This is a genomic window from uncultured Anaerofustis sp. (assembly GCF_938029165.1).
Lineage (GTDB): Bacteria > Bacillota > Clostridia > Eubacteriales > Anaerofustaceae > Anaerofustis.
Window position 1 is genome coordinate 226,300 of the sequence record NZ_CALHFB010000050.1, and the last position, 23,503, is coordinate 249,802.

37 protein-coding genes and 2 tRNA genes are annotated in these 23,503 nt (G+C 32.2%); 35 read left to right on the forward strand and 4 right to left on the reverse strand.

The window, feature by feature from the left end; all coding sequences use genetic code 11:
- Window positions 1-9 precede the first annotated feature (9 nt).
- The 4 genes from Q0516_RS10140 to Q0516_RS10155 all read left to right on the forward strand — a co-directional run bounded on the left by Q0516_RS10140 (window position 10) and on the right by Q0516_RS10155 (window position 1,869).
- A complete protein-coding gene (locus tag Q0516_RS10140; protein WP_294465547.1) occupies window positions 10-717 on the forward strand; it encodes a SprT-like domain-containing protein in 708 nt (235 codons plus the stop codon).
- A gap of 43 nt (window positions 718-760) precedes the next feature.
- The gene (gene proC / locus Q0516_RS10145) at window positions 761-1,573 is read left to right on the forward strand and encodes a pyrroline-5-carboxylate reductase (RefSeq protein WP_294465549.1); all 813 of its coding nucleotides are present in this window, start codon (window positions 761-763) and stop codon (window positions 1,571-1,573) included.
- Between the two features lie 76 nt (window positions 1,574-1,649).
- Window positions 1,650-1,738 (forward strand) — tRNA-Ser (locus tag Q0516_RS10150).
- A 39-nt stretch (window positions 1,739-1,777) separates the two neighbouring features.
- Window positions 1,778-1,869: transfer RNA gene (locus Q0516_RS10155), tRNA-Ser, on the forward strand.
- Window positions 1,870-1,915: 46 nt separating this feature from the next.
- Here Q0516_RS10155 and Q0516_RS10160 read toward each other — a convergent pair.
- The 4 genes from Q0516_RS10160 to Q0516_RS10175 all read right to left on the reverse strand — a co-directional run bounded on the left by Q0516_RS10160 (window position 1,916) and on the right by Q0516_RS10175 (window position 5,363).
- On the reverse strand, window positions 1,916-3,115 hold the full coding sequence (locus Q0516_RS10160; protein WP_294465551.1) for a tyrosine-type recombinase/integrase: 1,200 nt from the start codon (window positions 3,113-3,115) through the stop codon (window positions 1,916-1,918).
- A gap of 315 nt (window positions 3,116-3,430) precedes the next feature.
- Entirely contained in the window at window positions 3,431-4,057 is a 627-nt protein-coding gene (locus tag Q0516_RS10165) for a hypothetical protein (RefSeq protein WP_294465553.1), read from the reverse strand.
- 27 nt (window positions 4,058-4,084) lie between these two features.
- Entirely contained in the window at window positions 4,085-4,648 is a 564-nt protein-coding gene (locus Q0516_RS10170) for an ImmA/IrrE family metallo-endopeptidase (protein ID WP_294465555.1), read from the reverse strand.
- A gap of 82 nt (window positions 4,649-4,730) precedes the next feature.
- Window positions 4,731-5,363: a helix-turn-helix domain-containing protein gene (locus Q0516_RS10175; RefSeq protein ID WP_294465558.1), complete on the reverse strand. Its 633-nt coding sequence runs from the start codon at window positions 5,361-5,363 to the stop codon at window positions 4,731-4,733.
- Window positions 5,364-5,537: 174 nt separating this feature from the next.
- Here Q0516_RS10175 and Q0516_RS10180 point away from each other — a divergent pair, with 174 nt between their 5' ends.
- The 31 genes from Q0516_RS10180 to Q0516_RS10330 form a co-directional block, all read left to right on the forward strand.
- A complete protein-coding gene (locus Q0516_RS10180; protein WP_294465561.1) occupies window positions 5,538-5,768 on the forward strand; it encodes a DUF739 family protein in 231 nt (76 codons plus the stop codon).
- 178 nt (window positions 5,769-5,946) lie between these two features.
- A complete protein-coding gene (locus tag Q0516_RS10185; protein ID WP_294465563.1) occupies window positions 5,947-6,243 on the forward strand; it encodes a hypothetical protein in 297 nt (98 codons plus the stop codon).
- 12 nt (window positions 6,244-6,255) lie between these two features.
- Window positions 6,256-6,555, forward strand: coding sequence for a hypothetical protein (locus Q0516_RS10190; RefSeq protein WP_294465565.1), 300 nt, complete (start codon window positions 6,256-6,258; stop codon window positions 6,553-6,555).
- Window positions 6,542-6,787, forward strand: coding sequence for a hypothetical protein (locus tag Q0516_RS10195; protein WP_294465567.1), 246 nt, complete (start codon window positions 6,542-6,544; stop codon window positions 6,785-6,787). The genes Q0516_RS10190 and Q0516_RS10195 overlap by 14 nt, the downstream gene beginning before the upstream one ends.
- Entirely contained in the window at window positions 6,777-7,058 is a 282-nt protein-coding gene (locus Q0516_RS10200; RefSeq protein ID WP_294465569.1) for a hypothetical protein, read from the forward strand. The genes Q0516_RS10195 and Q0516_RS10200 overlap by 11 nt, the downstream gene beginning before the upstream one ends.
- Window positions 7,051-7,245 (forward strand): hypothetical protein, encoded by a 195-nt coding sequence (locus tag Q0516_RS10205; protein ID WP_294465571.1) that lies wholly within the window; start codon window positions 7,051-7,053, stop codon window positions 7,243-7,245. The genes Q0516_RS10200 and Q0516_RS10205 overlap by 8 nt, the downstream gene beginning before the upstream one ends.
- Window positions 7,238-7,945, forward strand: a complete 708-nt coding sequence (locus Q0516_RS10210) for a helix-turn-helix domain-containing protein (RefSeq protein WP_294465573.1) — start codon at window positions 7,238-7,240, stop codon at window positions 7,943-7,945. The genes Q0516_RS10205 and Q0516_RS10210 overlap by 8 nt, the downstream gene beginning before the upstream one ends.
- 32 nt (window positions 7,946-7,977) lie before the next feature.
- Window positions 7,978-8,298 carry a hypothetical protein gene (locus Q0516_RS10215; protein ID WP_294465574.1) on the forward strand — a complete coding sequence of 107 codons (321 nt, stop codon included), beginning with the start codon at window positions 7,978-7,980 and terminating at the stop codon, window positions 8,296-8,298.
- A 17-nt stretch (window positions 8,299-8,315) separates the two neighbouring features.
- On the forward strand, window positions 8,316-8,555 hold the full coding sequence (locus Q0516_RS10220; RefSeq protein ID WP_294465576.1) for a hypothetical protein: 240 nt from the start codon (window positions 8,316-8,318) through the stop codon (window positions 8,553-8,555).
- On the forward strand, window positions 8,545-8,730 hold the full coding sequence (locus Q0516_RS10225) for a hypothetical protein (RefSeq protein ID WP_294465578.1): 186 nt from the start codon (window positions 8,545-8,547) through the stop codon (window positions 8,728-8,730). Before Q0516_RS10220 ends, Q0516_RS10225 begins: the two co-directional genes overlap by 11 nt.
- Entirely contained in the window at window positions 8,731-9,372 is a 642-nt protein-coding gene (locus Q0516_RS10230; protein ID WP_294465581.1) for a hypothetical protein, read from the forward strand. It abuts the gene before it with no gap.
- Window positions 9,362-10,024 carry a YqaJ viral recombinase family protein gene (locus Q0516_RS10235; RefSeq protein WP_294465583.1) on the forward strand — a complete coding sequence of 221 codons (663 nt, stop codon included), beginning with the start codon at window positions 9,362-9,364 and terminating at the stop codon, window positions 10,022-10,024. Before Q0516_RS10230 ends, Q0516_RS10235 begins: the two co-directional genes overlap by 11 nt.
- Window positions 10,025-10,045: 21 nt before the next feature.
- On the forward strand, window positions 10,046-10,489 hold the full coding sequence (locus Q0516_RS10240; RefSeq protein ID WP_294465585.1) for a hypothetical protein: 444 nt from the start codon (window positions 10,046-10,048) through the stop codon (window positions 10,487-10,489).
- A complete protein-coding gene (gene ssb, locus Q0516_RS10245) occupies window positions 10,483-10,896 on the forward strand; it encodes a single-stranded DNA-binding protein (RefSeq protein ID WP_294465588.1) in 414 nt (137 codons plus the stop codon). Before Q0516_RS10240 ends, ssb begins: the two co-directional genes overlap by 7 nt.
- 70 nt (window positions 10,897-10,966) lie before the next feature.
- Window positions 10,967-11,155 (forward strand): hypothetical protein, encoded by a 189-nt coding sequence (locus Q0516_RS10250; protein ID WP_294465590.1) that lies wholly within the window; start codon window positions 10,967-10,969, stop codon window positions 11,153-11,155.
- A gap of 15 nt (window positions 11,156-11,170) precedes the next feature.
- Window positions 11,171-11,737, forward strand: a complete 567-nt coding sequence (locus Q0516_RS10255) for a hypothetical protein (RefSeq protein WP_294465592.1) — start codon at window positions 11,171-11,173, stop codon at window positions 11,735-11,737.
- On the forward strand, window positions 11,722-12,012 hold the full coding sequence (locus Q0516_RS10260; RefSeq protein WP_294465593.1) for a hypothetical protein: 291 nt from the start codon (window positions 11,722-11,724) through the stop codon (window positions 12,010-12,012). Before Q0516_RS10255 ends, Q0516_RS10260 begins: the two co-directional genes overlap by 16 nt.
- Entirely contained in the window at window positions 12,009-12,434 is a 426-nt protein-coding gene (locus Q0516_RS10265) for a hypothetical protein (protein ID WP_294465594.1), read from the forward strand. Before Q0516_RS10260 ends, Q0516_RS10265 begins: the two co-directional genes overlap by 4 nt.
- 12 nt (window positions 12,435-12,446) lie before the next feature.
- Complete coding sequence (locus tag Q0516_RS10270; RefSeq protein WP_294465596.1) at window positions 12,447-12,839, forward strand: RusA family crossover junction endodeoxyribonuclease; 393 nt, start codon at window positions 12,447-12,449, stop codon at window positions 12,837-12,839.
- Window positions 12,817-13,119 carry a hypothetical protein gene (locus Q0516_RS10275; protein WP_294465598.1) on the forward strand — a complete coding sequence of 101 codons (303 nt, stop codon included), beginning with the start codon at window positions 12,817-12,819 and terminating at the stop codon, window positions 13,117-13,119. Before Q0516_RS10270 ends, Q0516_RS10275 begins: the two co-directional genes overlap by 23 nt.
- Before the next feature lie 49 nt (window positions 13,120-13,168).
- Window positions 13,169-13,753, forward strand: coding sequence for a hypothetical protein (locus Q0516_RS10280; RefSeq protein ID WP_294465600.1), 585 nt, complete (start codon window positions 13,169-13,171; stop codon window positions 13,751-13,753).
- Between the two features lie 68 nt (window positions 13,754-13,821).
- Entirely contained in the window at window positions 13,822-14,241 is a 420-nt protein-coding gene (locus Q0516_RS10285; protein ID WP_294465602.1) for a hypothetical protein, read from the forward strand.
- 179 nt (window positions 14,242-14,420) lie between these two features.
- Window positions 14,421-14,906 carry a terminase small subunit gene (locus Q0516_RS10290; protein ID WP_294465604.1) on the forward strand — a complete coding sequence of 162 codons (486 nt, stop codon included), beginning with the start codon at window positions 14,421-14,423 and terminating at the stop codon, window positions 14,904-14,906.
- Entirely contained in the window at window positions 14,899-16,362 is a 1,464-nt protein-coding gene (locus Q0516_RS10295) for a PBSX family phage terminase large subunit (RefSeq protein ID WP_294465607.1), read from the forward strand. The genes Q0516_RS10290 and Q0516_RS10295 overlap by 8 nt, the downstream gene beginning before the upstream one ends.
- 8 nt (window positions 16,363-16,370) lie before the next feature.
- Entirely contained in the window at window positions 16,371-16,637 is a 267-nt protein-coding gene (locus Q0516_RS10300) for a hypothetical protein (protein WP_294465609.1), read from the forward strand.
- Between the two features lie 8 nt (window positions 16,638-16,645).
- Entirely contained in the window at window positions 16,646-18,550 is a 1,905-nt protein-coding gene (locus Q0516_RS10305) for a hypothetical protein (protein WP_294465612.1), read from the forward strand.
- Between the two features lie 146 nt (window positions 18,551-18,696).
- The gene (locus Q0516_RS10310; protein WP_294465615.1) at window positions 18,697-19,572 is read left to right on the forward strand and encodes a hypothetical protein; all 876 of its coding nucleotides are present in this window, start codon (window positions 18,697-18,699) and stop codon (window positions 19,570-19,572) included.
- A gap of 19 nt (window positions 19,573-19,591) precedes the next feature.
- Entirely contained in the window at window positions 19,592-20,422 is an 831-nt protein-coding gene (locus tag Q0516_RS10315; protein ID WP_294465617.1) for a hypothetical protein, read from the forward strand.
- Window positions 20,423-20,438: 16 nt separating this feature from the next.
- Window positions 20,439-20,792, forward strand: a complete 354-nt coding sequence (locus Q0516_RS10320; protein WP_294465620.1) for a hypothetical protein — start codon at window positions 20,439-20,441, stop codon at window positions 20,790-20,792.
- A gap of 53 nt (window positions 20,793-20,845) precedes the next feature.
- Entirely contained in the window at window positions 20,846-21,478 is a 633-nt protein-coding gene (locus tag Q0516_RS10325) for a hypothetical protein (RefSeq protein ID WP_294465623.1), read from the forward strand.
- Window position 21,479: 1 nt separating this feature from the next.
- Window positions 21,480-23,503: hypothetical protein (locus tag Q0516_RS10330; RefSeq protein ID WP_294465625.1), on the forward strand; the 2,024-nt coding region annotated here is incomplete at its 3' end.

Below are 23,503 nucleotides of genomic sequence, written 5' to 3' on the forward strand. Positions count from 1 at the left end.
TTTTAGTAAATGAATGATTTGGATTATAACGTAATAATAAACAGAAAAAATATAAAAAACTTATATATAAGAATAGACAAAGATTTGAATGTGGTGGTAAATGCGAATAAGGAGCTTACGACACAGGGGGTCTATAACGTACTCAGGCTCAAAGACGACTGGATAAAAAAGAGAATTGAAATAATGGAAAAGCGGTATGCCGAGGTGGATGACCTTCAGGACAAGACGATCGGTATACTGGGCAGAAGGTATAAGATAGATGTGATAAAATCCGATGAGGATAAAATAGACCTTGAAAAAGATAAATTTATCTTATATTCAAAAGAAGATGACATAGAATATCAAACTGTGCTCATAAACGATTATCTTAAAAAGACTTTTGATGATATACTGAACAAAAAGCTCATCTGTGAATGTAAACTGAGGGCGGAAGAAGTGGGTATAAGAAGGAAATTTACTTTAAGGACAAGGATAATGAAGACAAGGTTCGGAAGTTATTCCGTTAAGACGGACAGGATATGCCTAAACGTATGTCTGGTGAAATACTCCGAGGATATAATAAAAAGCGTACTGCTTCACGAAATGTGTCATATGAGGTTTAGAAATCACCAAAAGTGGTTTTATCGTACCTTATACAAAATGTGTCCCGAGTACGATAAATTTTGTGAAGAATTAAAAAGCGATTTTTTCTTTAAAGATACGTGGTTTTTGGTATAATATCATTGATGAAAGAAGAAATATATTAAAAGGAGATAGTGTTATGAACAAGATAGTGGGATTTATAGGGTTTGGAAATATGGCAAGAGCCATGGCAGGAGGGATCATTGACGGGGGTGTGACTGATAAAAAAAATATAATCGCCAGCGCTTCCACGGATAAAACCCTTAAAAATGCACAAGATACATATGGGATAAATGTTACCATGGACAACAAGGAAGTTGCGAAAAAGAGCGACATTTTATTCCTTGCGGTAAAGCCCAATGCTTATCATATAGTAATAAACGAAATAAAGGACTGTGTAAGTGATGATACTTTGATAGTCACCATAGCGGCGGGTCAGACATTAGAAAACGTCGAAAAGATGTTTGGTAAGAAAATAAGGCTTATAAGGACCATGCCGAATACTCCCGCAATGGTAATGGAGGGAATGAGCCTTATATGTCCCGGGGAGAATGCTGATTTTGAAGATCTTGAAGACGTACTTAGGATATTCGGTAGCTTCGGTAAAAGCGAGGTCGTTGAAGAAGCCTTGATAGATACTGCGGGTAGCCTAAGCGGCTGCGGACCTGCATTTGTGTATGTATTCATAGAAGCTTTGGCGGATGCGGCGGTGGAAAGCGGAGTTAAGAGAGAAATGGCTTACAAGCTCGCTTCACAGATGGTTCTTGGGGCGGCAAAGATGGTCCTTAAAACGAAGGAACATCCCGGAAAATTAAAGGATAATGTATGTTCTCCGGGGGGAACGACCATAAAAGGCGTAAATGCTCTCGAATACTCTGGATTTAGAGGTAATGTAATAGATGCACTTCTTTCGAGTATCGAAAAGTCAAAGGAAATGAGCGGGAATAAATAAAAATATTTTATAATTAAGGCTTATTATGTTGACAAAAATAATTCTATATGATAATATAGTTAAGCTTAATGAATCCCGAGAGGTACCGAAGTGGTCATAACGGGGCGGTCTTGAAAACCGTTAGGGTGCAAGCCCACGTGGGTTCGAATCCCACCCTCTCGGCCATTAAGATTAAACTGAATATCTTTTTTTTATTCGGATTACGGAGAAGTACTCAAGTTGGCCGAAGAGGTGCCCCTGCTAAGGGTATAGGTCGTGTAAGCGGCGCGAGGGTTCAAATCCCTCCTTCTCCGCCATTAAACAAACCATTCTATCCCTTTAGCTGAAAGGCTTTGGGGGTTTTTATTTTTTTAAAGACCACACATTGGAACACTTTTTTAATTTTTCCCCATATTCTAATACATCTTGCATTCTTTCGTCAATTACATTACTTGCTTTTGATAATCTGTCGACCACGACGTGCTTATAATTCTTTGTGATTTTCTTATTGCCGTGTCCTATAATTTCAAGCATTGTTTCATCTTCTATGTCATCATCATTTAAACTAACAAACGTGTGTCGTAATTCATGTAATGTATCACATGACAATTTATGATATTCTGCATACTTCTTAAATCTAGATGAAATATATTGCGGTTTTAAATGATTACCGTTTAGTTCTGGAAAAAGATATTTAGAGATAACATGATTTTCTTTCAGAAAATTCTCTTCATCTTTTATAATATCTAATGCTAGTTGTGGTAATATCTCGTACCTATAAGCATTCTCGGTTTTTCCCTCTGTAAGTTCTCCATATTCATTTATAGACTTGTTTACCCTTAGAAAGGTGTCGTTATTAACATTGATTATTTTCTTGTTAAAATAACGAATTACGGGGGCATTTAATATATCTTTTTCTTTTTCTAATGCGATAAGTTCGCCTCTCCTCAGTCCTGTGACAACATACATACGGTAAATATAAATATATGGATCTCTTATCTCTTTACCATAATATGTAGTTTTATTATTATTAAACAATGTATATAGATCATCTGGCTGTAGAGAGTCTTTTTTTTCTCTTTTTGCTTTTGGATTTATTTGTAGGTCTTCCGGTATTAATCTTGTTATATTTTTCTTTCTAGCAAATTTAAGAAAATCTTCTATTGTTCCTTTAACTCCGCTTATATGCTTTGCTGCCTTACCTTCTTTGAACATTTTATCTAGTATATCCTGCAAATCGTCTTCTTCTAATTTGCTAAATCTTTTTTTACCCTTGTATGGTAAAATCCATTTATTAAACTGTGAACAAATATTTTTATACCTACTAGTTCCTACTAAATCTTTTACTTTTTCTAAATATGACACTGAAAGATGTTCTAAAGTCGTGTTTTCGTTAAATGTTCTTTCAGATAGCCATTTGTCAGCTTTAGCATTGCAAATTCGCTGTCCTTTTCTACCCGGAGTAGTACAGGTAAATTCCTTAGGTACTCCGTCTCGTTGTATTTTAATCCTCCATTTTTTATATTTTTTGGACCATTTTGCCGTGTTAGTTCTTGCGTCCATTATTTATATACCTCCTATTGCTAGTGGGATAGCGTTTGAGGGGTATAAAAAATACGCTTATTTGGTTTGACAAATAAAAGCGTATTACATATAATAAAATTTGCTATAAGTATTGTTATTATATTATATGTAATGCACTCTCTAAGCTTTTAGCCTTTGTAGAGGCTAGGGGGGCTTTTTACTTGTTTAAATTATTTATTTGACAATTTATAACTTTCAGGTATATAATACTTATATCCATTATAGGTGTATTAGCCAAAGCACCTCAGAACTCTTTTGTCTATATTAGATAGGGGAGTTTTTTATATTTTATTTTTATATTTTAATTTTATTATGTATATTTGTTTTTTCTCTTTCTTTATAAGGTTCAACAAAGAAGAAACAAATTATTTTATCATCGGGAATAACAGACTGTGTTAAAATCAAGCCTTTATTTTTCAACTTATACGTTGTTTCTTCTTTCCCAGAAAAAATAACATCAAGCATATCTTCTGTCCCTTGTTTAGGACAAATTACGTTGGTTATGGCAACAATATAAGCTAGATAATCAGTTGTAAACCAATCTTTATTTCCTTGACCGCATAAAGACAAAGAAATAAGCTTATCCTTTTTAAATTCATATGTAACTTTAAGTTTATTTGTTTCTGTTTTATATACTATTCCTGTAGTACCTTCATTTTTATAAGTTTCATTCTCTCTACTTTCAAAATCTATAAGTCCTATATGTTCTTTTTTATCCTGATCCTGATTAATTAATGATATATGATAATTTATTCCCTCATTTATCTCATCTACATCTCCTATTATATATCCTTTTTCTGCCATTAATCCTTTAGTATATAGTTCACTATCTTTAAATTTTGTATCACCTTTTGTTCCGCAGCCTGCTAACAAACCAATACTTAAAATTAATACTAATAAAACTGATAAAATTTTTTTCATAATATTTCCCCTTAAACTTTTTCAAAACTACTTATAAAAATCTATAAAATATTCAAACTGTTTCAACAAAAATTCTTTTAATTTTATATATTCTTTATTTTCTATATCAACCTCCGATTGATTATAAAATTCCTTTGCTAAATCCCATGTTGTTTCACATAATACCATGATATCTTTAGGATTAAATTTTTTACATTTATCCAGTATGATATTAGGTATCAAAATATATCTTCCACATAATTCAGCTTCTTCTTCAAGCTCATTATTTTTTTCATAATCCAATATTGATAGATGTTTTAATACTATATGACCTATCTCATGGGCTATACTTGATCTAACTTTTTCATATGGTATCATTTCATCATTATAAAATATGTATAGTATGTTATTTACCCCCGGGAATGTAAACGCATTATTATTTTCATTACGCCGAATTTTATCTGTAAATGCTTTGCTTTCACTAAATTTACGTGTTTTAATATTTAAACTTTTACATACTTCGTGCATATTGACAGGTAATGTTTTTACATTTGACCGTAAAACTGTTCGTATTGCTGTGTTGATTATAAATTGTTCCCTTGCTTCGTTCAATTATGTTTTCCTACTTTCTATTAAAATTCATTTATTATTTTAATAGAATAAAGTAGGATTTTATCATGGTAAATAATAGTAATTATTTATCTTCGTCAGGATTATCTAAATTAAATTCTTTTAATAATTCTTTTGTCTTTTTTTTGTATTCATATTCTCTATTCATTTCCTCTATGGATTCAGCATCTAATTTTTCTAAATAATCTAAATCCATATCTACATACCCGTTGTCACCCGTATCCGCAACCAATGGGCGTTTTATCGTTTTCTTTGGCTTATTTATATTATAAATATTTTGCTCTTCTGCAACTTTAGAGTGTGTATTGTTGTCAATTTTATATACAGGGGTACTTTCCTTTGCTGTTTCAGCGTGATGCAGCTCGCTATCTATATAACCCATTACTTTAAATTGCTGTTGTTCGCTTAACTGTCTGTATTTATTTATTAATATTTTTTCTTCGTTTGATATATTAAAATTATCATTTGATATATCTTTATACATTGGTACATCATAACCCATTAACCATGCTTCGCTTACACTTAATGCATTTGCTAAAATAAATATATTATCTTGTTTGGGCTCAACTTTACCTGATAAATATTGACTGATTGCAGATTTTTGTAAATTAGTTTTTCTAACTAAATCAGCCTGCTTTAAATTTCTTAAATTTAATATATAATTTAATCTTTCTGATGTATTTGATATTTTTTTCATTTTACTATTCCTCATATATTTAAATATATTATACATATTTTTACACTAAAGTTCAAGCGATTTAACGAAAAAGTTAAAAAAATTGAACAAAACTATTGACATTATTATATCAAGATAATATAATATATTTAAGTTCAAAAAGTTGAACATTTAAAACGAAGGAGGTAAAAAAAATTGTTTAATTATAGTAAATTACTTGGGAAAATTACTGAAAAATACAGAACAAATGAAAAGTTTGCTGAAGCGTTAGGTTGTTCACCTCAAACGTTGTCTAAAAAACTGAATAATAAAATACCATTTTCTCAGATTGAAATAGACAAAAGTGCAGATTTACTTGATATTAACATTGAAGAGATTGATACTTATTTTTTTACAAAGAACGTTCAAAAATTTGAACAAAAGTAAATAATTATAACAATGTTTAAAAATTAATAACCAAACATTAAGAGTTAAGATGTGGGTACGAAGTCTAGAATTTATTATCATATATACGATTTATGAAAGTAGGAGGTCATATAGAGCATATATACTTCGTAGTCACAATTTAACTCTTAATGATAAAGGTAGAAGAAAGGAGGGTGTAATGAGAATAGAACATTATCCGGAACTAAGATATTGGCTAAAACGTATGAGAATAACATTAGGCGGAGATTTACCAATTATATTGGAAAAGAGTAAAAGTTATGTGAAAAGAAGAATGACGGGCGAATACGAATGGTCGAGAGCTGAGATGTTCAAACTGTTAGATATTATTAAAATGCCATATATAGCAATGCCGTATATATTTTCGGATGATGAAAAAGAAGGAAAATTTACAGAAGGGGTTCACGAAAAATTAATTGAATTAAAGCAAATTAAAGCTAGTGGGATAGCAAAATAAGGAGATGAAGAGATGAAAAAACAAGATTTAAACAATGGTGATATCGTTCAGCTAAGAAACGGTGAAAAATACATAGTATTAAAAAATGCAAAAATATTTAATACGTTTGATGATGTATTGATAGGTTTAGAAACTGGTTTAAATTGTCCATTAAATGAGTATGATGATGATTTATACATAAAACCTAGAGGATTTTCAAAGTTAGATATTGTAAAAGTGTGTTCAGATAAATACGTAGGAGATAACATACGAAAACATATTATAGACAATTTAGATTTATGGACATGGAGACGAGAAGATGGAAACATATAAAACGACGATAGAATGGCATGATGTAAAAAAAGAGTTACCTAACAAAAGCGGTAATTATTTGTGTTATATCGATAAAAATAATATTACGGAATTACCATATTCATATGTATACAAAAAATTCAATGCCCGTGATTTTTATGAAAACAAACATGTGTTATTAACAGAAATAAATATAAAATACTGGGCGGAAATACCAATACTGGAAATGTTGGAGGTAAACGATGATAAGTAAAAAAGAAATTACATTAAGTTCTGAAGAAATAGAAGTTTTAAAAAAAACAGACGCGTTCATTGTAGACCAAGTAGAAACTAGAAGAACTGAGGTACTATATCAACTGCAACGTTTAGACCACGATTTAGACGGGGAATTTTGTTACGAAGATGGATCTAAAGACGCAGAAAATATATTGAAAAAGATAAAAGAAATGGAAGAAATATCAGAATATGTATTTGTTTTAGAAGATTTACTCAAAAGTTTAGGGGAGGAGGTTCCAGATGAATAAGCATAAAAAAAGAACTGAAAACGCCACCACGCAGAAATTCAGTTCAATAAATATTTATATTAGAATGTTAGCATTTATCGGTGATTTTGTCAATACCCACCCGACAATATCAGCATTAATATTTTTCGGTATAGTGTGGGGATTTGGATTTATTACCGGATATTACAGGGGGTTAATGAATGGATAATTTCAAGGGGTATTATTCGATTATACCCGCACACGTTAGGTATGACAGGGATTTAACACCGAATGCAAAATTGTTATATGCGGAAATAACGTCATTATGCAACGAAAAAGGGTATTGCTGGGCTAATAATAGCTATTTCGCAGAACTGTACGGTGTGACAACCGTCAGTATATCAAAATGGATAAAATCACTGGCAGAAAAAGGGTACATAACAACCGAGATAGAATACAAAAAAGGTAGTAAAGAAATATTAAAGAGGTATATAAGAATTGTTAATGACCCTATTAAAGAAATGTTTAATACCCCCCAAAGAAAAGTTAAAGACCCTATTAAACAAAAGTTTAAAGATAATAATAAAAATATAATATTAAATATTAATACTATAAAAGAATATATAAAGGGCGAGCCTGAAGAATTAGAAAAATCCATAATAGATTTTATGTATTTTAGGAACGAGATTAAGAAGCCGTTGACATCACGAGCAATGACAAGATTTATAAAACGGCTGAATGAATTATCAGACGGGGACATAAAGGAAAAGATAGCGATTATAGACCAGTCAATAAGAAATAACTGGCAAGATATTTATGAATTAAAGAAAAACAATAACTCAAAATCTAAAAAAGAAACAATTCAAAGTGATATTGATTATGAGTATTACAGCGAAGAAGATATTGAAAAGATGATGAGTGAAAATTAAAGAAAAAATAATATTAAAAAGAGGTTATACAAATGAGAATTAAAGAAGTAGATGAAACAGGAATTTTATTTGATAACGGAAAAGAAATTATAGACCATCACGTGCCCAGTTGTTGCGAAGATAATTATGCGGATTTTAAACAAATTGAAGAACAAGCATTTAGCGTTGATTTTGATGAAAACTTAATATTCGAATCGGTTTCGGGTGGTTTTAGGTTTGGAAGCGTGGGAACTCATATGTTTTTTATCCCGTGTTATTCAGAACAGAATGGTTATTATTCATCAGAGATTGATATTCATTATGACGGTAAATGCGTATTAAACACTGATTGTGAAGAAATAAACACAGACTAGAATTTGAGGTTATACAAATGAAAATAATGAGCAATAAGAAATACAATTCACTGACAAATTATATCGTACAGTGCGATGAGGAAAGAAAGATATTAAAAGCCCATAACAGTGATTTAGAAAAGCAGTTAAAAAATACAGAACGCTATTTGACTGAATATAAAAAATTAATACATAAAAATATTTTAGATGTAAAAGACGGTGAAGAGATACCGTTTGACGAAGATTTTACGGCGGAGGTAGATTTAAATGACATGTAGTGAATGTGGGCATGAATTTGAAAACGGCGAAAATTATTTTGAAACCGAAGAGGGGATAAAATGTGAGTTATGTTTTGATGCATACCAAGAACGAGAAAGAATAAGCTGTGTGAAAGAATACGCCCCATACTGGGAGGGTGTAGATATTGAAACTGATAGAATGCGAGGTATTTAAATGGATTTTACATATGAAAAAATAAAAGAATTTTCTAAGGATATGAAGACTATTCCATTTACAAGAAAACAAAAACAACCTGACGGAAAATACAAAGAAATAACAAAAGAATATCCAATGGTAAATGAAAGAGTAATAGCATTTAGAAAATTAATACCAAACGGAACCATAGAAACAGAACTTTTAAGCGATAAAGAAAGCACGATGGGGATTAAGTGTGAAATAAAAGCGATCGTAAGAGATGAAAACGGACGTATTTTATCAACGGGAATTGCAAGCGAAGTTCAGGGAAACGGAATAAACAAGACATCATATATAGAAAACTGCGAAACATCGGCAGTAGGTAGAGCATTAGCGTTTTTAGGTTTTGGGATTGAAGAAAGTATCGCCAGCGCAGAAGAAATCGCGGGAACAGAAATAGAAGAAAAAGATAAAGAAAAAATAACATCTAAGCAAAAAAAAATAACCAAGTTATTTAAAGATGCTATAGAGTGTTATGGAAGTAATCAAATTGTATATAACAAATTAGGGATAGAACAAGAAGATTTTAAAAAGGATTTATTAAATCCAAGTAAATATGATGAAATGATTGAACAATTAGAACTGATTTTAGACGAGGAGCAAAAGGAACATGCTAAATAGTAAAGAAAGAGAAGAAAGGCGTAAACAATTAGGAGCCAGTGAAATATATAAATTAAGCAATTTTGATACTCTTCAAGCCCAGCATTTATGGGAGGAAAAAATGGGGAAACGACCCCATGAAGATTTAGATAACATACATATAACCGCAGGTGATATTTTGGAACAGCCATGTTTAGAATATTACAGCAAATTAACAGGGAAAGAATTGATATTCAATGAACGTATTGAAAGCCCCAAAATAAAAGGATTAGTCGCAAGTTTGGACGCTAGGGAAACAGAAACCAACATACCTATTGAAAATAAGGTCATCGGGTTAAAAAGCTGGTTCGCGATGTACGCTAAAAGAAAATTCAATTCGGAGTACATGGGTACGAAGTTAAATATACCAAAAGCATATTATTTACAGGTGCAGACACAAATTCATGTTTTAGACGCACCCCGCGGAATATTAAATTTCAACGTTTTGAACGACGAACAAAAGGAAAATCCGTTAATGGTTGAGGTAGATGAATTTATAAATCACCCCGTAACAATAGCCCGTGATGATGCAACCATAGATGAAATTTTGCAAAGAGCTAGATATATGATTTGGTGTATGGAACATAAACGAAGACCAAGAGAAATTGAATTTATCAGGAAAGAAATATTGTAAAAACAAGATAGGAGATAAACAATGAAAAGGAAAGAATTTATAGATGTATTGGACATGATAAAAGATACATGTATTAACAATGGTTCAGGTTGCGAGGGGTGTCCATTTCTCAATAGTGAAAATAATTGTATCATGAAAGAAAAATGCCCTTGGAACTGGAATACAGATAGTTTAACAAATAGATTATTCCCGACAATAACACATGATGAATATATAATACTTAAAAATTTAAAAGAGCCATGGAAAGAGGGATATATTACAAGGGACAGAGAAGGAAACGGTAACAAGTTAATAGTTTTTCTTTTCCCTCCTGTTAGAAAAAATGGATTTTGGTATTCTGACAATATGTATTTTTTACTAGATATTTATTTACACATATTTAAATCAATAAAATGGGAGGACGAAGAACCTAGAAAAATCAGGGATTTAATCAAAGAGTATGAGGAGGTACACGGGATATGCTAAACAAAGTAGTTTTAATAGGCAGATTAACAAAAGACCCCGACACAAGGGTATTAAACAGTGGATCAAGCGTAAGTACATTTACACTAGCAGTAGACAGGACATTCAAGTCAAGGGACGGAGAAAGAGGGACGGACTTTATTCCAATAGTTGCATGGGGAAAAACTGCGGAGCTTTGCGGACAATACCTTTCAAAAGGAAGACAGACCGCTGTAGCAGGCAGGATACAAACAAGAAGCTATGACGCAAATGACGGAAGCAAAAGATATGTGACAGAAGTAGTGGCGGAAGAAGTAACGTTTTTAGGAAATAAAGACGACAATAAAAAATCACAAGCTAAAAGCGATAATGAGTTTGGGGTCCCAATGGACGGCTTCAGTGAAATGGACGATGACGATATGCCCTTTTAGCGGTGAACAAATTAAATTAATAGATATAAAAAATAAAGTCACATATGGTGATTATTTATAGGAGATTAGTATGGATGATAAATTAGTTGAAGGATTAACAATAATACTTGCAAATATGAACAATATTAGTGATTTTATAAAAGCTGGAGAAAAGGAAACATTCACATGTCCGTTGTGTGGGGGAACAATTACAGCTAGGCGTTATAGAATTGATGGATTTGTTCATGCTAAATGTGAAAATAAATGTATTGATACATAATTATAAGGAGGATATATGAGTTTTACGGGAAAAATCGAAGGTCTGCATTTAGATTTATACACACATAAACCTATCCTAACAATAATCTGCAACGAAGAAAAGACAATAAAAGAGCTTACAGATAAATACAAAGAAAAAGAAAAACTTGTCTTTGATGTTAAAGCATTTAGGAAAAAAAGAAGTATAGACGCTAATAGTTATATGTGGTTACTATGCGACGAAATAGCCAAGGTCCTAGGCGGGAAAACAACAAAAGAAGATGTATACAGGAAAGCTATAAGGGAAAAGGGCGTTTTCACGTTTGCAATGGTTCAGGAGGGTGACGAAGATAAGTTTATATCGGTATGGGAAAGCAACGGTATAGGTTGGGTAGCCGAAAAACTGGATATGTGTAAAGTAGACGGCGGAGTAAAAATTATTATGTATCACGGGTCAAGTACATATGACAGTAAACAGATGAGTGACTTGATAGATTATGTAGTTGAGGAAGCACAGGAGCTGGGTATTGATACTAAGACACCTGATGAAATAGCTAACTTAAAATCACTGTGGACTGAAAAAGATAAATGTCAAAAAGCATAATGCAGGACGAAAAGGTGTGTTTCATAACGGGCACACCTCTATATGGGAACAACCTACATAAACATCATATATTCAGAGGAGAAAAGCAAAGAGAGTTAAGCGAGAAATACGGTCTATGGGTATATTTAAGGGCAGATTGGCACGTGTTTGCAAGTTATGGCATACATAATGACAGAGAGCTGTTTGAGAGTTTGCAGAAAGCAGGACAAGCACGATTTGAAGAAGTATATCCGGAACTGGATTTTGAAAAAATATTCGGAAGGAATTATATATGAATGAAACAACAAGATTAAATGATTATAGGTCAAATGAATGGTGCAAAAGCGGTAAACATTGTGCCAAATGTCAAATGAAAAAATATTGCAAAAAAGAAGATATTCAAATGGAGAAAAAAACAATAAAAAGAACATCGGAGCCTATAGAAAATAAACTGAACAGGATATTTAATCATTATGGCAAAAAACATCAGTTACATAAATTAATAGAAAAAATGGCAGAACTGATTACCGCCATAGAGAAAGAAGATAAAGAGAACACGATAGAAGAACTGGCTGATGTTTGGATATTGATACTACAGATAAAATTAAATATATCAAACAAAGAAACTAATAAATTCAATCAAGCAGTAATAGAAAAAATAGACAGGCAGATTGAACGTATAAACGAAAAAATAGCAAGTAAATATTATGTTGATTAAAGGAAGGATAAAATGAGCATTAAATTTACAATACCGCTAAATCCCGTTACTAAGAAAAACAGTTCAAGGATAGTTAATTGTGGCAAATATAAAAAAGTGTTGCCAAGCAAAGCATATGAAAAGTACGAAAAAGAGGCGGTGTTATTGATACCATATGAGGTAAAACAAGAGATTGATTATCCTGTGAACGTTAAAGCCACATATTACAGAAAAGGCAACTACAGGGTTGATATTACAAATTTAGAAAGTGCATTAATGGACGTACTTGTAAAGGCAAGGGTACTAAAAGACGATAGTTCATTAAATCCTAAAATAATTGTAAGTACAGACGGATCTAGGGTATTTATTGATAATAAAAATCCGAGAACGGAGGTTGAGATAGTTGAGTATAACAGCAGAAACTAGGAAGGAAAGCCTAAATAAGGTAAATAAGAAAATATTATATATGTATATAAAAGACGTATTAAAAAAAGGAGATTATACAGCAAGAGAAGTTGCTGGAATATTATTTAAAAAGGGTCAAGTATTATTGGGAGGAAGGCAAGCAGTAGCTCCAAGGCTGACGGAATTGACTAAAAGAGGAGATGTAGAAGTAATAGGGAAGAAATATGATAAATTGACACATGTTCATGTGGCGGTATATAGACTTACAAGTAACACGACTGAGGGAAACAAAAATGGGTAAAAGTGATGAAATAGAAAAATATTAAATTAGAAAGGAGAAGAGTAAAGTAATGATAAAAATAACAGGAACAGAAAAAGAAATAAGAGAGATTTTATGTAATACATGCACGAATTATGACTTTGATAGAACATGCGATAAAAATTGTCTTCAATGCGATGCTAGTTATTTGCATGCTAAAAATATTGAATTTGAGATAACAAAATCTAAAAGGTGGAAACCCGAAAAGAATGAGCAATATTGGCGTGTAAGATATGGTTATGGAAAAGAAGGATATACATTCATATGGGAACATTGGGATGGATATTGTCGCGATACACGCAACTACAACAAAGGAAATGTATATAAAACTAAAGAAGAAGCAGAAGAAGCTTGCAGGGTATTAAACATTGTTGAAGAAAATAAAATGACAAGAGATGAAATTGATGATTGGATATATAATAACCAGCAAAGTAATATTACAGACGTATATAAATTGGAGTTGAACGCTGAAACAGGGATTATATTGGTCGTAGTTGGAGATATTTTTGTAGACGCAAACGTTGATTATTTTAAACATGAAAAAATAGCTCGGGATGTATTAGCTGAGTGCGGGAAAGAAGCATTGAAAAAATATTATTTCAAGGTGGTAGGGTAAATAAGTAAAAAGTTAAATATATGTATAATAACCGAGACGAAGAAATAATATTTTTATAGAGGTGGTAAATGAAAGGATACAAAAAGACAGAAGCCATTTTATATGATTATAAATTAAAAAAGACACAAATTGAGTGTGATAAACTATCAATAGAAGAAATTAATATTTATGAAAATCATATATCAGCTATATCTTATGACGGTTTAAAAGTAGATACGAGCAATATATCTAATCCTACAGAAAAAGAAGCTATAAATATGATTAGTAAAAAAGATTTATATCTTGAGAGGATTAAATATAATACTATACTAATAAATAAAATTGAAAGTGCGGTAAATAGTTTATCTGATACAGAAAAAGAAATTGTAGATCATAAATATTTTGCTGAAATGGCGGATTGTGATGTATATAATCTTATGGGATTATCTAAAACTGTATATTATAAAACAAAAAAGAATATAATAAATAAACTAAGGAGGCTTTTATAGCCTCTTTTTTTATTATGAACAAAATCGGAACTATTTACGAACTAAATCGGAACTAATTCGGGACTTTAGGATAGTAAAAGTGTGTTATAGTGTTAATATGAATTAATATGAATTTTGAGAGGCAACTACAAAAGTTGTCTTTTTTATTATAGTAAGATAGTAAGAAAGAGTGATGATAAATGAAAGGACTGACAGAAAAACAAATAAAATTTTGTATTGAGTATGCAAAAACGGGAAGTGCTGAATTATCAGCTATAGCTGCCGGATATTCAAAGAAGAGTGCAAAAAACTCAGCAACTAAAAATTTACAAAATGCAGATGTTCTTAGTTATATAGAAAAATTAATAAAGGATATGAATAGTGACAAAATAGCTGATACAAAAGAGGTTTTAGAGTATTTAACATCAGTTATGCGTAGAGAAAAAACTGAGAGTGTAGTTGTTACCCTTACTAACGAAGAAAGCAGGTATGAAGACGTGGGAAATGGAAAGCTAAAGCAAGTAAAAGTCAAAAAAGAAGTTCCGGAAATAATAGAAATACCTTCTAAGCTTAGTGACGCAAACAGAGCGGCTGAATTATTAGGTAAACGTTATGGTATATGGTCTGAAAAACTTGAAATTGAAAATAAAAACAGAGAAATAAAAGTTGAGTTAGTAGATGATTGAAAAAGTAAAAATAAGTAAAAAAGTATTTAATGAAGTGTATCTTCCTTATATAGATAACGAAGACAGGCTTCTTATTTTCTATGGTGGTGCAGGGAGCGGTAAGAGCGTATTTGTGGTGCAGAGATATATATATAAGATATTAAATAATAAATTATGTAATGTATTAGTCGTAAGAAAAACAGGAGATACTAATAGGACCTCTACATTTTCATTATTTAATCAGATCATTAATAACTGGAATATGAATGATATATTTAAAGTAAATAAAAGTGATATGAGTATTACCTGTAAGCCGAATGGTAATCAGATAATATTCAAGGGGCTTGATAATGTAGAAAAAATCAAATCTGTTACATTTGCCAGTGGAGAGCTTACAGACGTGTGGATGGAAGAAGCTAGTGAAGATGAAGAAAACGATTATAAACAGCTGAACGTAAGACTTAGAGGTGGAAAAAGCAAGAAGCAGATAGTGATGAGTTTAAACCCTATAGATATAAATCATTGGATAAAACAAGACTTAATAGATACAGGAAAAGCTACATATCTTCACACTACTTATAAAGATAATAGGTTTATTGATGATGATTATAAGAGGGAGTTGGAGAGCTACAAGGATACGGACCCCTATTATTATAATGTTTATTGTTTGGGGCAATGGGGTACGCTAGGCGAAAGTGTGTTTGACGTGAATGTTGTTAATGCACAGCTGGCAAAAAGAATACAGCCGATTAAAGTGGGTTACTTCTCTTATCTTTGGAACGGACTTAAAATTACACATATTAAATGGATAGATGACCCGACAGGATACATCAAAATATATAAGGACGTTAAAGACGGTATACCTTATGTTATTGGTGGGGATACTGCGGGAGACGGTTCTGATAGTTTTACTGCTCATGTAATAGATAACACAAACGGAGAGCAAGTATGTGTAATGAAAAATACATTTGATGAGGACTTATACGCACGTCAGATGTATTGTCTTGGAAAATATTATAATGATGCTCTTATAGGTATTGAAGACAATTACTCAAGTTATCCAAATAAAGAATTAGATAGGATAGGTTATATTAATTTATATGTGAGGGAGCGACAAGATACGTATTCTTATAAGCTTGTCAAAGTATTCGGTTTTAAAACAACTCAAGCGACTAGACCGGTTATAATAGCTAATTTAATAAAAATAGTCAGGGAAGAAGGCGAAAAGATAGTAGATAAAGGTACATTAGAAGAAATGCTGTCATTCGTAAGGAATGAGAAAGGCAGACCCGAGGCGGCGATGGGAGCACATGACGACTTGGTAATGGGGCTAGCGATAGCATATCAAATAAGGACTCAGCAATCAATGGTAATAGACACACGATACAGGCAGAAAAAACATTATAATTTTGAATTTGAAAAACCGAAACAAACAACAATTAGCAGCGATATAGGGGAGAATATAGAGGTAATATAGGAGGAATTATGAATATAGAAATAATATTATTTATTATGTTGTTAGTATATAACGCAGGAATGGTGTATGCGGTACAAACAGCTTATAGCCGAGGTTTAGAAAATGGATATAAATTATCAAAAGGGAAAGAAGTAAAAGCACACGAAGATAAAACAAAAGAAAGAGAACCGGATATAACACCGGCAGAAGAAAAGTATTTAGATAATTTACAAAAGAGCTGGTCTAATATTGATAATTATAACGGAACAGGAGAAGGTCAATTAGAGATTGACTAAGTAATATAATGATAAAAAAAGAAATGAAAGAATATACCAATGAATGGGAATTGTTAGAAAAAGGTAGAAATTACTTATCACGTAAAAATTTATATGCTAATACTAATTTAGCATTCAGATTTTTTAACGGTGATCAATGGCAGGGATTGAAAAAAGGGCTTGTAGAACCTATAACTCTTAATTTTTTAAAACCTATCGTTAAATACAAGATAGGTGTGGTTAATGGTAATGGTTATGATATTACTTTCAATCCTAACAATTATAATGACCCGCGTTTCCAAGTTGAAATGTCTGATATATGTGATTCTCTTAATGAATATATAGCGATTTTGTGGGAAAATAAAAAAATAAATCAATACACACGAACTATTGCAAAAGACGCTTGTATATGCGGAGAAGGAATAATTTATTTAAACTATGATATAAAAGAAGGAGAAATTATACCGGAACTGATAGATAATACAGAAATATATTACGAGAATGAAAATAGTGAAAATTTACAGGAAAATGATTATATAATAATTACCTCCAGAAGCAGTGTAAGAGAGATAAGAGAAGAGGCTGAGAGGAATAGAAAAGAGGGGCTCAACAGTTTAACGAAAGAAGAGATAAAAAAAATATGCGGAGATAATAAAACGGAATATCAAGCCGGAGATTATGCGAATGATGAAGTTAATGATATGGTAACTACCATATCATTTTTTAAAAAGAAAAACGAAACTGTATGGTTTTCTAAGGCTACGGAAACCTGTGTTATAGAAGATTTAAGAGATTTAGGACTTAAACGATATCCGATAGCTCACTTTGTTTGGGAAAGCGTTAAGGGTAGTGCTAGAGGTATGGGTGAAATCAATAAAGCAACTATTGCAAATCAGATAGAAGTTAATAAAACCGCGACACGAGAAAGTGCTGCAATCACTATGACAGCATATCCCAAAATGGTAGTAAACAGAGATAGGATAGCTAATCCGACAGCCGTAAACAAGGTAGGAAGTGTTATATACACTAAGGATAAAACTGTAGAAGATGTGTCTAAAGTTATAGGATATATCAATGCGGTACCGTTAAGCTCTGACGCTCAGAATTTTAAGAATGAGCTTATTTCACATACACGAGAACTTTCGGGAGCAGGTGACCAGCTAACAGGTAATATTAATCCTGAAAGAGCTTCGGGACAAGCAATTTTGGCAGTTCAGCAGCAGGGTGAACAGACAATGACTGAACAGCTTATAAGATTCAAAGATTTTTTAGAAGATATAGCTAATATTGTATTTGAAATGTGGAAAGTATATACGGACGAAAAAGGAAAGACAATAATAACAAAAGAAGATATAGAAAGTATTAAAGACGAACAACCGACAGTGCCGGAAGGAGTAGATAATTCTAATCCTTACTCCGAAAAAACCATTGAAGAAACGGAAGAAAAAAGACAAGCTGATTTTGATGAGCGTATTATTAACAATAGAGTAGGTAACGGAAATGAGCTGATAGATTTAGAAAAGTCACAAGGAGATGTAAAGAAAAAAGAAATATACATATCTAAGGTTATTCCAAAAGAAATAATTGAAAAGTTGGAAGTTAATGTAAAAGTTGATGTCACACCTAATACACCTTTTGATAAGTACGCTTATCAGCAGAGTATGGACACATTATTACAATCGGGAGTGATAGACCTTGAAGAGTGGATAATGGGATTAAAGCCGGATTCAGCGATACCAAGACAGCCATTCTTTGATTTATTACAAAGAAGAAAAGAAAAAGAAACTCAGATTAATATATTAGACCAAGAAGCTGAAAAGAAAAAAGCTGAAATGGACGCTAATATTGAGCAGGCTGAACAACAGGCAGATGCTCAGGCATTACAGCAGCAAGGGGAAAACAAACAGTTGTTTTATCAAGATGTAACAAAATAAAAGTAAATAGATGTAATAAAAAGCCCTTTTTATAGGTGCTTTTTTTATACAAAATTGCCGACGGGCATAAAGCGGGATTATAGCCGACGGGCATAAAGCGGGATTATAGCCGACGGGCTTTAAACGGAAGAAAGGAGAAATTAAAAATGGCATATGAAGAATATGAACAAAATGAAGAAATCCTAGAAGATGATGATGCTTTAGAGGAAGAAGAGCAAGAGGAGTTAGAAGACGAAACTCTATACGAAGAAGAACAAGAAGATGTTGAGGAGCAAAGCCTTGAAGATGTTTCTGATTATAAAGATATACAGGAAGAGGAAGAAAAAACATTCTCACAGGCAGATGTAGACCGAATAATAAATAGAAAATTCGGGAAAGTGAGACGAGAAACCGAAGCCGAAAAAGAACAGTATAACGAACTTATACACACACTTAAAAGCGGCATGAAATTTGAAGGTGAAGATATTTCAATCGGAGAACTCAATAAAAAATTACGTGAAGCTTTTGAAGATCAAGATGTGACTATTCCGGAATATCACAAAGGGCTTTCAAAGCACGAACAAGAAGTATTAGCAAAAGATAGAGCTAATGAAGTATTGGAAGGGGGGATTGAGGATGTAGCAGAAGAATATCAAAGACTTAGAGATAAAGACAGACTTTCATATAGCGAACAAATACAGTTTAGGACCTATGAAAGAGAGCTTGCGATTTTTCAGGCAAAAGATGAGCTTGAAAAACAGGGGAAAGATTCAAGCGTACTTGAAAGTGAAGATTTTATCAAATTTGCAAGCAAATATAAGGCTGATATTTCGCTAAGTGAAATATACAGTGATTATGAAAGATACACAACAAAACCGGAAATAGAAAAGCCTAGACCGGCAGGAAGTGTTAGGAGTAAAAAACAAAGTAACAAAATAAAAAATCATTATTCCCTAGACGAGGCGAAAGAGTTTACGACAGAGGAACTGCTTAAAAATCCAAAGTTACTAGATGCAATCAACAAATCGTCTGAGGAGTGGTAAGAAAAGGAGAAAATAAATAATGGCAAATACTAAAAAGGGTGCTAATTCAAACTTTGCACCTAATGTAGAAGCAGCGAATATTTTAAGAGATTTAGAAAAGTTTACGGTACTCGAAAAAGACTGTACAAAGGAATTTTCAGGAGATATAAAATTAGGAAACAGAGTGGAGATTTTAGGAGCAACAAGACCTACCATAGCGGACTATACGGGGGAAGCTATTAACGGACCGGAAAGACTTGATGCTACTAAAATCGTAATGGATATCGACCAAGCTAAATATTATAACTATGGTATTGATGATACAGACAGACCGGGAATGAAAAAAGGTGCTGAAAATGTAATGAGACAGGAAGCAGCGGCGGCACTAGCCGAAGAATATGAAACTTTTATTGCTTCTATGGCTAAAAATTCCGGTAATAAAGCAACATCAACACAATTAAATACAGAAGCAGGATTAAAAGCGGCAGTTGACGCAGGTTTGGTGTGGTTAAGAAATAACTCTGTACCAATGACACAAAGAGTAGTTATTGAAATGACACCTAATTTTTATGATATGTTTGAAAATGCTGTAATTGAACTAAAAACAAAAAATGATGATTTAATTTCTTTGGGCGTTATGGGACAATATAAATCGGCATATGTAAAGATGAGTAATCAATTATACAATAACGGAACAGATGATTTTTTAATGATTAGAACAAATAGAGCTATTGCAGCAGGAAAACAGATTGAAAAGGTAGAAAAATACAGACCTGAATCATATTTTCAAGATGCAGTAAAGGGCTTAATGGTATTTGGGGCTAAGGTTGTAAGACCTAAAGAACTATATACAATTAAAGCTCATAAATAAGAAAAGGAGAAATAAAATGGCAAGAACTGTTTTAGCAAATATAACTAAAGGAATAAGAAATGATGGAGTTGAGATTGAAAGTGCTTCATTATCAACAACTGAGAAGTACATAGATTTTGGAGGTAATAACACAAGAACAGCGGTGCTGGTCTCAAATGCGGGCAGCTCTACCGCTACGGTTACTTTTTATCATGGTGACGGTGTACAAGGTGTAGAAAACGGAGATTTAGAAGTTACTTTAGGAGCAGGCAAAGAGACATTGGTGTGTTTGGAAAGCGGCAGATTTAATATTACAACTGGGGAAAACAGAGGTTTAATAAAATGTAAAGCTTCTGCTGCCGTTACTATTTCGGTAATTGAAATTGCTTAGTATAAATAATAGAGGGGGACTACCCCCTTTATTTTTGTATAAGGAGGTAATATATGAGTGTAAAACAAGTAAAAGAAATAAAAAGACATATATTAGCTTTGATTGAAGAATACAGTACAAACGCTACTAAGTCAGGAAGTATCGAAGAGTATTTAAATGTTACATGGAGTGATGACGCAGATATAAATACTAAACTTATCCCTCTTATAAATCTACAATATCAATTTCTAGCTAATCAGGAAGGAATAATAAGGCTTAAAGATATAAGTATCACAGACAATACAGATAACCCCAATTATTATACAAAATACTCTTTAGCGGGAGCAAGTAAATTAAGAAGCGTAGAAATTTTGGAAAGTGATTTAGATACAATAAATTATAAGTATTTAAACGGAAAGTTATATGTAAAAAATACATTTACGGGGATTATCGAAGTAGAGTATAACGCTTATGCTGATGACCTAACAGAGATAGATGATAATGATATAGATGACTATGAACTTGAAATAAGTCAAAATGCTTGTGTTGCTCTATGTTATATGGTTGCGGGAGATATCCTTATAACGGATACATCGGCAAACTATACAGCGTTTTCACAGAAGGCAAGTCAGATTATACAAGCACTGGATAATGAAACAAACAGTATGATAGGCATAGTGGAACAAGTAGATTTAAGAGGTATTTGATATGGCTCAGGTAACAAGAACATATGAAAATATAAGAGGGGTAGACTTCTCGAAAGAAGCAAGAAATGTAATAGTAACAAGATCACCGGATATGGTGAATATGTGGAAAGATTATAATAGTGATGATGAAGCAATAGTCACAAGAGAAGGATTTAATATTGTAAGAGATTTTAATAATACTAATTTAGCTTTGCAAGGGATAGATAAAAAAATATATGGAATACATTTTTTTGAAGATACAGGATCTAATCACAGAATATATCATGTAGGTCCTTATTTAATATATGAAGGCAGCAGTATCGAGAATGATGAAATTATTTCATCGGGTATGAATAAGAAAAAATCAATCAGCTTTATGTATAATAAAAAGTTATATATTTTAGATGGTCTGAATTATTACAGATACTATATTAAAAATGAAGGAAATAATTTAAGTCATATATTAGAAAAAGTATCAGATAGTACAAGGATACAAACAGAGTTTAATAAGTTAGACGGTACAACTGTTACAAGTGATAGTGAGCTTGATATTCCTTTTGTTCCTATAACAACAATGAGCAGAGCTCCTTTAGGCGGGGGAGATGTATATCAGCAAATAAATATACTTTCTCCTTATAGGAAAAATGCTTTTATCGGAGATTCAACAAATAAAGTTTATTCATTAGATACAACCGGAATTGACGGAAACTTGAGTAATATTAAAGTATGGATAAATGATACTTATATTGATGTAGTAAACGGTACGGCAATAAGTTATTCTTATCAAGCCGACGGAAGCAGTGAAGTAACATTTGAAACAAAAAGTTTTAAGATAAGCAGTATTGATGCTGCAAAAGGAACCATAACTTTTAATAATGCACCGCCGAAGCCTTTAACTCTTGGTGAAAGCAATATCATTATTTTGTTTAAAAAGGAGATATCAGGATACGCTGATAGAATAAATAAGTGTACTATGTCTGTTAGATTTGATAACAGATTTTTCTTTAGCGGTAACGATACTTACAGAAATGCTATATTCCATTCTGAACTTAATAATCCGGAATATATAGGAGACCTTAACTATTATCAGGACGGGGCGGATAATGAAGCTATAACAAGTCTTTGTGTAGGAGGTAATGTACTATGGGTATTTAAAGACGGAAGAGAAGGCGGGACTAACCTTTATTATCATACAGCGAGCAGTTCCGGTATTACGCTTACGGATTCGACGGGGAATACTTACACGGATACAAAAAAAAGTTATCCAATGAAAACCGGTAAATCAAGTTTTGGAGCGATAGGTTTTTCCTGTAATTTTTCAGATGACATATGTTTCTTAACAGGCAAAGGGATTTACGGACTTCAATATTCGGATTTAAGCAGTGATATTTATTCGGAAAACTTTGTATGTTCAAGAAGTAAAAATGTAAACAAAAAGCTGCTTGGAGAAAGCAATTTCGGTGACGCCGAGGCTATGGAATATAAAGGATATATGTGTATACTTGTAAACGGACATATGTATCTTGCAGATTCAAGGGCTACATTTAAACAAAACAGCGGGTTTGAGTATGAGTGGTTTTATTTTGAACATATAGGCATAGAGAATGAAGGTGACTTTCATGAAGCATGTTATTTAAAGAGTTTTACTAAAGGCGATGAAGAATTTTTATATTTTGGGACTAAATACGGCGAGATAGGGTTATTCAATGGTGATACATTTTCAGATAATGGTGTCGGAATAGAAAGCTATTTGACGACAAAAGCTGATAACTTTGATATAATAAATCATTTAAAAAATACTAACAAAAGAGGAAGTATTTTAAAAGTAAAAACTATACCTAACTCATCACTTAGAGTATATGTTAGAAATAATAAGAAAGAAGATTATAAATTTATAACACAACTATCTACTACAGGTTTTGATTTTAACAGTTTGGATTTTGCTAATTTTACATTTAATACGGATAAAATACCTAACTATCTTATAGTGAAAAATAAACAAAAGAAATTTAATGAAGTGCAGTATAAAATTGCAGGTGAAGGAGT